We start from the raw sequence: 10,180 nt of genomic DNA, 5'->3' as shown, positions 1-10,180 counted from the left end.
TTCAAGTGACGTAAACACGGGGCTTTTAGAAAAACTTTCACAGGTGAATAACTTTTTTCACAGGGGGGAAAATACGTGGTAATTCTCGGCATTGACCCGGGGACGCGCAACTGCGGGTACGCATTGCTCGAACTCGACGGCGCAAAGATGCGCCTGATCGAAGCGGGTCTGATCAAAATGAAGCCCGAAGCGCTGCAGCTTCAGATACCCCAGGTGGTGGAGGCGCTGGAACAGCTTTTCCGGGCGCATAAAATCGACGAAGTGGCGATGGAAGACATCTTCTACGCGCACAATCCGAAGACGGTAATCAAGCTGGCACAGTTCCGCGGCGCGATTACGTTAAAATTGTTGCAGGAGTTCGGACAGTTTGACGAATATACCCCCCTGCAGGTGAAAAAGGCGCTGACGGGCAAGGCCAAGGCGGCAAAGGAGCAGGTCGCATTTATGGTGAAGCGGCTGCTGGGGATCACGCGGGAGATCAAACCGCTCGATATTACGGATGCCATCGCGGTGGCCATTACCCATGCGCAGCGGGTCAGACTCGCGAAAAAGGAGACCAGATGATGGAGTGGATCAAAGACTATGCGGTGCTGTACGAGGATCCCGTCACGTGGCTGATTGCCGCGCCGGTGATTTTCGGCATTATCTACATCGCCGTCAGTTTTTTCGGGGAGCGCGGCCGGTAGGGCGCAAAACTGAAAACGGCCGGACGCTTCCTGCCGCCGCCGTTGCTTTCAAGTACCGATGGTACAATACCCCAATTTGTCATGAAGCGGAGCCACAGGATGCAGGTTGAATTCCTCGAAGTCGATACCCCCTCCAACGTTGCGGTGTCCGCCGCGCGGACCTGTTACTTTCCCAACGGCATCGTCACCCCGGAGGCCAGCGCTTCCTGGTCCCGCAAGGATGATCTGCTCCAGGGGATTTTCAAAGGCGGGCACCATACGACGCTGATGCATACGCATGTCACGATGCTCATCTCGGGGATGAGCCGGCACCTGATCTGGCGGCTGCTGCACGCGCACCCGTACTACAACTCCGAACAGGTCTCCCAGCGCTATGCCAAGATGAAGATCGAGAATTTTGTCTACCCGACGGCGGGAGAACGCAGCGATTGGGAAACGTACTACCAGAGCTGTTTTGACGATTACGAACAGCTTATCGAGGTGCTGCTCCCCGACGTCGAGGCGGTCGTGCCGAAGTTCCGCAGAAAAGACAGCCGGAAAAAAGCGCAGGAGATGGCCCGTTACGTCCTGCCCGGTGGGATGAGCGCCTACCTTTACCACACGGTCAACATCATCACCCTTCTGCGCTACATCGCCGTGGCCAAAGCGATGCCAGAGTGCCGGAGCGAAGCGGAGGAGTTCGCCGACATCGTCGCGGCAAAACTCGTCGAGATGGATGCGTCGCTGGCGCCGCTGGTGGAGCATGCCCGCGCCGCCACACCCGTCTTCCCGGCGTTCGACATGGCGGCGCACAAGGCGAAGATCGGCGTGACCGACGAAGCCGTCAAGGTCTACGACGTCGTCGGCGATGCGGCTTTTGACGTCAACGAAAACTACGCGGACGTCCTGCGCTTTTCGCAGATGCTCCCCGACAGCGGCGTGCTGGGCGGCTTCTCCACCTATACCCGCCTCTCGCTCTCGGCCGACGCACAGAACCAGCGCCACCGCCGCTCCCCGGCCGTGCGCCCTGCCCTGGCATCCATCTATGCCCGAAAGCACTACACCCCGCCGATCATCGCCAAGAACCCCGATGCACTGGCCATTTACGAACGGGCGATCGCGCGGAGTTACGACTTTTTCGAAGCCCAGCGCGACCTGATCGGATTCGGCGAGGCGGCCTATGCGCTCTCCAATGCGCACGAGATCGAACTCGTCGAACGCGACGAATTCACCTCCTTCCACCATAAGGCGCAGATGCGCCTCTGCTATAACGCGCAGGAAGAGATCTTCGATATCGTCTACGCCCAGGTGAAACAGCTGCGCGCCATGGCTGTCCCCGGGGCCGAAGAGCTGCTGCCGCCCTGTGCGACGCGTTTTGCGATGAAGATCAGACCGACCTGCCCCGAGGGGGACCACTTCTGCGGGATCAAGGTCTGGAAGCTCGAGTTTGAAGATTACAAGAGGGAGATATGATGCGTATTGCTACTGCGGCGCTGTTGATGCTGCTGGTCGGTGTGGCGGGCTGTTCGACAAAAAATATCCGCATCGGCGGAATGATGTGTCCGGAGGGGTACTCGCAGGAGCAGATCCATCAGGATATGCAGGAGTGCCGTTTCTACGGCCCGGCCGAAGATGAAGCGGCGGCGAAAGCGGCCTTCCCGAGGGATGTCGAGCCCGAATGCATCAAGTGCCTCGAAGAGAAGGGCTACAAGATCACCGAATGAGACCCGACGAACGCTTCCACGGCATCGACGACGATTTCCGTTCGCCGTTTGCCCGCGACCGCGACCGCATCATCCATTCGGGCAGTTTCCGAAAGCTCGAGTACAAGACCCAGGTGTTCCTGAACCAGGAGGGGGACTTTTTCCGGACCCGCCTCACCCATTCGCTCGAAGTGAGCCAGATCGCCCGCTCCATTACGGCGGACCTGGGGCTGCGCGAACCGCTGGCCGAAGCGATCGCCCTGGCGCATGACCTGGGGCACACCCCTTTCGGGCATGTGGGGGGCGACACCCTTGACGAGTCTCTGAAAGCCGACGGGCATCCCAACGGCTTCGAGCACAACTTCCAGAGTTTCCGGGTCGTGACGGCCCTGGAAAAGCGCTACAAGACCTTCGACGGTCTCAACCTCACCTTCGCGACGCTGGAAGGGATTCTCAAACACTCCTACCCCTACAAGAAACGCTTTTTGCCGGCTTGGGTCGAGGAGGCCTTCGATCTTACGCTTCACCCTTCCGTCGAGGCGATGATCGTCGACCGTGCCGACGAAATTGCCTATATGAGCCACGATATCGACGACGGGGTGCACTCGGGACTGATCTCGTTCGATACGCTCCGCGAAAGCCCGCTGATCGCGGAAATCCTGCAGAAGGTGTATGATGAGGGGATCGACGAGCGCAACGACGAGATGTTCCGCTACCGTTTCAGCTCCCACTTCATTAACCACCTTGTTTACTCGATGCTGGCCTACTCGCAACCCCGCGTGGCGGCGCTCCAATCGGGCCGCCTCCCCTCTTCCGAGCCCCTGCCCGTCGGCTTCGAGCCGGCGCTGGAGACGGAGATTAAGAAGCTCAAAAAGCTGCTCTACCGCCATCTCTACCAGCACAAAACCATCCTGCGCCATATGTTCGCCGGGAAACAGGCGATCCGGGGGCTCTATACGGCGCTGATGTCCGAGCCCAAGATGATGCCGGAGTATTTTTTTGCGCAGCTCGATACCCGCACGCGCCACCGGGTCGTCGCCGACTATATCGCGTCGATGAGTGACCGTTTCGCGATGAAGCTCTACAATGAACTTTACGGACGCATCTGAACGACCAAACCCGTTTCTAACTCCTTTTGCGGTATAATCGCGAAAAATTTTCGGCGTCTTCATTCGCCTCAGAAGGACTTTCCTTTGCAAAAAATCAGAAACATTGCCGTCATCGCACACGTCGACCACGGTAAAACGACACTCGTTGACGGGCTGCTGTCACAGTCGGGTACTTTCTCTTCCCACGAGCAAGTCGATGAACGTGCGATGGACTCCAACGCCCTTGAAAAAGAGCGCGGGATCACCATTCTCTCCAAAAACACGGCGATCCGCTACAAAGATCATAAGATCAACATCATCGACACCCCGGGCCACGCCGACTTCGGCGGCGAGGTTGAGCGTGTCCTCAAAATGGTCGACGGCGTCCTGCTGCTCGTCGATGCCTACGAAGGGGTCATGCCGCAGACGAAATTCGTCGTCAAGAAGATGATCGCCCTGGGCAAGAAGCCCATTGTCGTTATCAACAAGATCGACAAACCGTCTGCCGAACCGGACCGTGTCGTCGACGAGGTATTCGACCTCTTTGTCGCGATGGATGCCACGGAAGACCAGCTAGAGTTCCCGATCGTCTACGCCGCGGCACGCGACGGGATCGCGAAGATGGACATGGGCGATGAAGACGGCAACTTCGAGTGCCTCTTCGAAGCGATCCTGAGAGAGATCCCGGAGCCGGAAGGCGACGCGGGCAACCCGGCGCAGGCCCAGGTCTTTACCCTCGACTATGACAACTACGTCGGCAAGATCGGGATCGCGCGTATCTTTAACGGAACGATCAAGAAGGGCGACAACGTCATGCTCGCCAAAGCCGACGGCGAGATGGTCAAAGGACGTCTGAGCAAGCTGATCGGTTTCCACGGCCTCAGCCGTATGGAGATCAATGAAGCGGAAGCGGGCGATATTATCGCTTTCGCCGGTTTCGAAACGGTCGACGTCGGTGACTCCGTCGTCGACCCGTCCAACCCGATGCCGCTGGACCCGATGCACATCGAAGAGCCGACCCTCTCCGTCGTCTTTTCGGTCAACGATTCACCGCTGGCGGGTACCGAGGGTAAACACGTCACGTCCAACAAGATCAAAGACCGCCTCGAGGCGGAGATGCAGACGAACGTCGCGATGCGTCTGGAGACGATCGGCGAAGGGAAGTTCAAGGTTTCCGGCCGCGGCGAACTGCAGATTACCGTTCTGGCTGAAAACATGCGCCGTGAAGGGTATGAGTTCGGTATCGGCCGTCCGGAAGTCATCGTCAAAGAGATCGAAGGGGTCAAATGCGAGCCGTTCGAGCACCTGGTCATCGATACGCCGGATGAGTTCACCGGCACCATCATCGAGCGCCTCGGTAAGCGCAAGGCGGAGATGAAGTCGATGGTACCGATGGGCGAGGGATATACGCGTATCGAGTTCGAGATCCCGGCGCGCGGCCTGATCGGCTTCCGCGGCATGTTCCTCACCGATACGAAAGGGGAGGGGGTCATGAACCACTCCTTCCTGGAATTCCGCCCTTATTCCGGTACGGTCGAAAGCCGCCAGTACGGCGCGCTGATCTCCATGGAGGGCGGTACGGCGATGGCCTACTCGCTCTTCAACCTCCAGGACCGCGGCGTCCTCTTCATCGAACCGCAGGACAAGGTATACGAAGGGATGATCATCGGCGAACACTCCCGCTCCAACGACCTGACCGTCAACCCGATCAAGGGCAAGGCGCAGTCCAACGTCCGTTCAAGCGGTGCCGACGAAGCGATCAAACTCGTTCCGCCGCGCGATATGAACCTCGAAAAAGCGCTGGAGTGGATCGAAGATGACGAACTGCTCGAAGTTACGCCGGAAAATGTCCGTATCCGCAAGCGCTACCTGACGGAAAACGAACGCAAGCGCAACGACCGCAGCAAAAAATAACCGATTTCCAACACTTTCGCCCGGGCGTCACGCTTCCGGGCACCCCCCGATTTTTTCCACGCAATCTCCACTGTTTTAAAGCATTTCAAACCTCACTTTCGCCATAATCATTCACTTAACAATGACGAGGAATCAGCAGCATGCAGCGCAAACAGATCTATAATCCGGATTCACACGAACACGTCAATGACCGCCGTATTTTCGGGGGTAACCCTACGGGTATTTTCGAGCTCAACAATATCAAATACCAGTGGGCGTACAACCTTTGGGAGATGATGCTCAACAATACATGGTTCCCCAAAGAGGTCGATATGACGCGTGACGCCATCGATTACAAGAATCTGACCGATGCGGAGAAGACGGCCTACGACAAGGCGCTGTCGCAGCTGATTTTCATGGACTCCCTGCAGACGAACAACCTGATCGACAACGTCAACCCCTACGTCACCGCTCCGGAAGTCAACCTGATCCTCGTGCGCCAGTCCTTCGAAGAGGCGCTGCATTCGCAGAGCTACGCCGTCATGGTCGACTCCATCTCGAAAAACAGCGCGGAGATCTACGAACTGTGGCGCCGCGACATGATGCTCAAGTCGAAAAACGACGCGATCGCCGCCATTTATCAGCGTTTGGCGAAGGAACCGACGGAGCGCAACTTTGTGCTCGCCTGCTTCGCGAACCAGATCCTGGAAGGGATCTACTTCTACAGCGGGTTCACCTACATCTACACCCTGGCGCGTTCGGGCAAGATGCTGGGTTCGGCGCAGATGATCCGCTTTATCCAGCGCGACGAAGTGACGCACCTGGTGCTCTTCCAGAACCTGATCAACACGCTCAAACGCGAGCGCCCGGACCTCTTTACGGCGGACCTGAAGGAGGAGGTGTACGAGATGTTCAAACAGGCCGTCGAACTGGAGACGGCATGGGGACAGTACATCACCCAGGGGCAGATCCTTGGGCTCACGAACGATATCGTGGCGCAGTACATCCAGTACCTGGCCGACGAGCGCCTGACGAAGGTCGGTTTCGAGAAGCTTTACAACGTTACGCACCCTATCAAGTGGGTCGACGACTTCTCCAAGTTCAACGACCAGAAAACGAACTTCTTCGAAGGGAACGTCACCAACTACTCCAAAGGCAGCCTCAGCTTTGACGACTTCTAAGCCGCGTCCCCTCTGCACCCTGACCTTCGGGACGCAGGGACGCCTCTACGACGAAAACCTTGCCACGCTCCTTTCCCTGATCGACGACACGCCAGAGAACGCCATCGTGCTGGCGCCGGAGGTCTGCCTGACCAATTTCGATTACGATACCTTCGAGAGGGCCGCCGATTTCGCAATCGTCGCGGATGAAAAGCTGCGCGAAAAGAGCCGGAACCGTACGCTGATCCTCACGATGATCATCCGAAAAGAGGAGGGCGTCTTCAACGTCGCACGGGTCTACCACGGCGGTACACTGCTGCATGAACAGGCGAAGGCGAAACTCTTTACCATCGGCGAGGAGGAGCAGTGGTTCGCTGCCGGCCCTTCGGAAGCAATCGTTCCTTTCGAAGTGGACGGCATCCGCATCGGCATCCTGATCTGCTTCGAACTGCGTTTTACGGCGCTGTGGGAGCAGCTGCGCGGTGCGGAGATCATCTGCGTGCCGGCCCAGTGGGGACGGCTGCGCGCCGCGCACTACGACATTCTCGGCCGGGGGCTGGCCGTCGCCAACGAGTGCTACGTGCTGCAAAGCGACACCTCCAACGACGATACGACGGGCCAGAGCGGCATCATCACCCCCTTCGGCGAGTGTGCGCGCAACGGCGGGGATGCCCTCCTGGTGCAGCCCTATGAGCCTGCCGAGGTGAAAAAGATGCGCCGCTATCTTGATACGGGAATACGATGATGAATGCCATTGCCGCCATGCGCAATAAAAAACTTGCCGAAGCGATCCGCGCAAGGATCGAGATCAGTGACGGGGTGTTTGACGCCATTGCATCGACGAACCGCGAGGTGTACGTCCCCAACGGCTTCAAACAGCACGCCTTCAAGCTCGATGCCCTGCCCATCGGTGCGGCACAGTGGATCAGCTCGCCGCTGACGGTGGCGAAGATGACCGAATACCTGCAGTGCGACGGCGCCGACCGTGTCCTGGAAATAGGCTGCGGCAGCGGCTACCAGGCCGCAGTGCTTTCACACCGCTTCCGCGGCGTCTTCACGATCGAGCGGATCGAATCGCTGATGCGCGAGGCAAAAAAGCGCTTCCGGGACGAGGGGATTACGAATATCCACACCCGTACCGATGACGGCCAGCTGGGATGGCCCGCCTATGCCCCCTTCGATCGCATCCTCTTTTCCGCCTCCGCGGAGCATATCCCGCAGGCCATTATCGACCAGCTCGCCCCCCGCGGCGTCCTGGTCGCGCCGATGGTGCGCGACGGGGGGCAGGTTATCGTCCGCTATGTTAAAATAGGCGATCAGCTTATTGAAGAGGAGCTTGAAGTGTGTTCTTTTGTACCGGTACTTGACGGGGTTCAGAAATGAAGATCGGCAAGGTATGGAATGAGAAATTTTCACGGGAGGGGTTCTTGTACGGTACCCAGCCCAACGCTTACCTCAAAGAGGTGATGGATGCACTTCCCAGGGGCGCGCGGATCCTTTTCCTCGGCGAAGGGGAGGGCAGAAACGCCTGTTACGCGGCGGAAAACGGTCTTGAAGCCCACGCCATCGACGCTTCCGAGGTCGGGCTGGAGAAGCTGCAGGAGATGGCGCGGAACAGGGGGGTCACGGTTGAGGTGACCCATCTGGACCTGGCGCACTGGGAACCGGAGGAGACCTACGACGCGGTGCTCTGCTCCTACCTGCACCTTGAGGAGCCGCTGCGCACGGCGGTGTTCGTCAAAGCGCTCTCCATCGTCAACAGAGGCGGTGTCTTTGCCGGTGAATTTTTTGCAACGTCGCAGATTGAGCGTGATTCGGGCGGCCCGAAATCGCTGGATCTGCTTTACGAGCTCAAAAGCTTCGAGAAGCTCAAGCGCCCCTGGTTCGACGTTGAAACGCTCGAAGCATGCAGTGTCGAACTGGATGAAGGGAAGGGGCACCAGGGGCTTGCGGATGTTATCCGTGTCTGTTTCCACCGCAACAGCGACCCGCGCTTCAAGATCACACTGCCGGAGCTGACACTCAGCGCACTGCTGGTACGTTCGACGGCCGCCTACGGGCCGCGGCCCATTCTGCGCAACGTCGACGGAAGCCTGACCCTGACATACGCCGAGTTCGGAGAAGCAGTCGACGCGCTCAAATCGCGTCTGGCGGCTGCCGGCATCAACCGCGGCGACCGTGTCGCACTCTGCAGCGAGAACATGCCCAACTGGGGCGTCGTCTATTTTGCCGCCACGACGCTCGGAGCGGTCATCGTCCCCATCCTGCCGGATTTTCACGACAACGAGGTACGCCACATCATCGCCCATTCGCAGAGCAGGGCCGTTTTCGTTTCGGCCAAGAAGCGCGAAGCCCTCGACGAAGGGATTCTTGCTTCGATCGCGATGCTTGTCCTGACCGAAGATCTCAGCGACGACCCTACATTTGCAAAAAGGAGCCCTACGATCCTCGAGAAGGTCAAAGAGGGGGTAAAGGGCTCCAGACATACCGATGTCCTTTATAAGCCCTCTGAGGACGATCTGGCGGCGATCATCTATACTTCCGGTACGACGGGGAGCAGTAAAGGGGTCATGCTGACGCACCGCGCGCTGGCATACGAGGCGCTCGTATCGCAAAGCGTCGTCGAAGTGGTCTCTGATGACCGTTTCCTCTCTATTTTGCCGCTGGCACATACCTATGAGTGTTCCGTCGGCTTCCTGCTGCCGATGGCCAACGGTGCGAGCGTCTATTACCTCTCGAAGGTTCCGACGCCGAAGATCCTGATCGATGCGATGGCGCAGGCCAAACCGACGGTGATTCTCTCCGTCCCGCTCGTCATCGAGAAGATCTTCAAAAACCGCATTCTGCCGAACTTCCACAAGAACGCTCTCATGCGCACCCTCTATGCCGTGCCGTTCATCCGCAGGGCACTGCACAAGATCGCCGGCAAAAAGCTTCTGGAGACCTTCGGGGGCGAACTGCGTATCTTCGGGGTCGGCGGGGCGCCGCTCTCGCCGATGGTGGAGCATTTTCTTGCCGATGCCGCCTTCCCCTATGCCATCGGCTACGGTCTGACGGAGACGGCACCGCTGCTCGCGGCGGGCGCACCCTATAAAACAAAACTGGGTGCCATCGGGCCGGCCGTAACGTCGGTCGATCTGCGCATCGTCGATCCGAATGATAAAGGGGTAGGGACTGTCTGGGCGAAAGGACCGAACGTGATGCTCGGGTATTACAAGGACCCGGTCAAAACAGCGGAGGTTCTGCATGAGGACGGCTGGTTCAATACGGAGGACCTTGGCTACCTCGATGCTGACGGCTACCTCTTTCTCAGCGGCCGTTCCAAAAACGTTATTCTCGGCCCCAGCGGCGAGAATATCTACCCGGAGCAGATCGAAGCGAAGATCATGGAGGATGAGCTGGTCGAGGACGCCCTCGTTTATGACGTGGAAAAACAGCTGGTAGCCCGCATCCATCTCAACTATGAAAAATTGGACGAGCACATGGACATCACGAAGCTCTCCGATACGGAGCAGCATAAAGAGATCGAAAAACTGCTCGAGCGCATTAAAACGGAGACAAACGAAAGCGTTTCCAAGTTCTCCAAGATCGCACGGGTCATCGAGCAGCGCGAACCCTTCGTCAAAACCCCGACGAAGAAGATCAAACGCTACCTCTATACGAACGGCTAA

At 58.3% G+C, this 10,180-nt stretch carries 10 protein-coding genes; all 10 read left to right on the top strand.

What is annotated here, in order from left to right; genetic code table 11:
- Window positions 1-75 precede the first annotated feature (75 nt).
- The 10 genes from ruvC to WCX18_RS12840 all read left to right on the top strand — a co-directional run bounded on the left by ruvC (window position 76) and on the right by WCX18_RS12840 (window position 10,180).
- Window positions 76-564: a crossover junction endodeoxyribonuclease RuvC gene (ruvC, locus tag WCX18_RS12885; protein ID WP_345988468.1), complete on the top strand. Its 489-nt coding sequence runs from the start codon at window positions 76-78 to the stop codon at window positions 562-564.
- Window positions 561-686 (top strand): hypothetical protein, encoded by a 126-nt coding sequence (locus WCX18_RS12880; RefSeq protein WP_345988466.1) that lies wholly within the window; start codon window positions 561-563, stop codon window positions 684-686. The genes ruvC and WCX18_RS12880 overlap by 4 nt, the downstream gene beginning before the upstream one ends.
- Window positions 687-785: 99 nt before the next feature.
- Window positions 786-2,138, top strand: coding sequence for an FAD-dependent thymidylate synthase (locus WCX18_RS12875; RefSeq protein WP_345988464.1), 1,353 nt, complete (start codon window positions 786-788; stop codon window positions 2,136-2,138).
- Window positions 2,135-2,389 carry a hypothetical protein gene (locus WCX18_RS12870; RefSeq protein ID WP_345988462.1) on the top strand — a complete coding sequence of 85 codons (255 nt, stop codon included), beginning with the start codon at window positions 2,135-2,137 and terminating at the stop codon, window positions 2,387-2,389. Before WCX18_RS12875 ends, WCX18_RS12870 begins: the two co-directional genes overlap by 4 nt.
- Window positions 2,386-3,477: a dGTP triphosphohydrolase gene (dgt, locus tag WCX18_RS12865; RefSeq protein ID WP_345988460.1), complete on the top strand. Its 1,092-nt coding sequence runs from the start codon at window positions 2,386-2,388 to the stop codon at window positions 3,475-3,477. Before WCX18_RS12870 ends, dgt begins: the two co-directional genes overlap by 4 nt.
- Before the next feature lie 84 nt (window positions 3,478-3,561).
- The gene (typA, locus tag WCX18_RS12860; protein ID WP_345988458.1) at window positions 3,562-5,370 is read left to right on the top strand and encodes a translational GTPase TypA; all 1,809 of its coding nucleotides are present in this window, start codon (window positions 3,562-3,564) and stop codon (window positions 5,368-5,370) included.
- 140 nt (window positions 5,371-5,510) lie between these two features.
- Window positions 5,511-6,530: a ribonucleotide-diphosphate reductase subunit beta gene (locus WCX18_RS12855; protein WP_345988456.1), complete on the top strand. Its 1,020-nt coding sequence runs from the start codon at window positions 5,511-5,513 to the stop codon at window positions 6,528-6,530.
- Window positions 6,517-7,254, top strand: coding sequence for a carbon-nitrogen hydrolase family protein (locus WCX18_RS12850; protein ID WP_345988454.1), 738 nt, complete (start codon window positions 6,517-6,519; stop codon window positions 7,252-7,254). Before WCX18_RS12855 ends, WCX18_RS12850 begins: the two co-directional genes overlap by 14 nt.
- Window positions 7,254-7,892, top strand: a complete 639-nt coding sequence (locus tag WCX18_RS12845; protein ID WP_345990815.1) for a protein-L-isoaspartate(D-aspartate) O-methyltransferase — start codon at window positions 7,254-7,256, stop codon at window positions 7,890-7,892. Before WCX18_RS12850 ends, WCX18_RS12845 begins: the two co-directional genes overlap by 1 nt.
- Window positions 7,889-10,180, top strand: a complete 2,292-nt coding sequence (locus tag WCX18_RS12840; RefSeq protein ID WP_345988452.1) for an AMP-binding protein — start codon at window positions 7,889-7,891, stop codon at window positions 10,178-10,180. Before WCX18_RS12845 ends, WCX18_RS12840 begins: the two co-directional genes overlap by 4 nt.

Origin of the sequence: Sulfurimonas sp. HSL1-2, assembly GCF_039645565.1 — a bacterium.
Taxonomy (GTDB): Bacteria; Campylobacterota; Campylobacteria; order Campylobacterales; family Sulfurimonadaceae; genus Thiomicrolovo; species Thiomicrolovo zhangzhouensis.
This window is presented reverse-complemented; position numbering and strand designations above follow the sequence as displayed.

Coding starts and splice junctions, on each gene's coding strand:
- WCX18_RS12880 (WP_345988466.1), top strand. CDS start 561: ATGATGGAGTGGATCAAAGACTATGCGGTGCTGTACGAGGATCCCGTC.
- WCX18_RS12875 (WP_345988464.1), top strand. CDS start 786: ATGCAGGTTGAATTCCTCGAAGTCGATACCCCCTCCAACGTTGCGGTG.
- WCX18_RS12870 (WP_345988462.1), top strand. CDS start 2,135: ATGATGCGTATTGCTACTGCGGCGCTGTTGATGCTGCTGGTCGGTGTG.
- dgt (WP_345988460.1), top strand. CDS start 2,386: ATGAGACCCGACGAACGCTTCCACGGCATCGACGACGATTTCCGTTCG.
- WCX18_RS12855 (WP_345988456.1), top strand. CDS start 5,511: ATGCAGCGCAAACAGATCTATAATCCGGATTCACACGAACACGTCAAT.
- WCX18_RS12845 (WP_345990815.1), top strand. CDS start 7,254: ATGAATGCCATTGCCGCCATGCGCAATAAAAAACTTGCCGAAGCGATC.
- WCX18_RS12840 (WP_345988452.1), top strand. CDS start 7,889: ATGAAGATCGGCAAGGTATGGAATGAGAAATTTTCACGGGAGGGGTTC.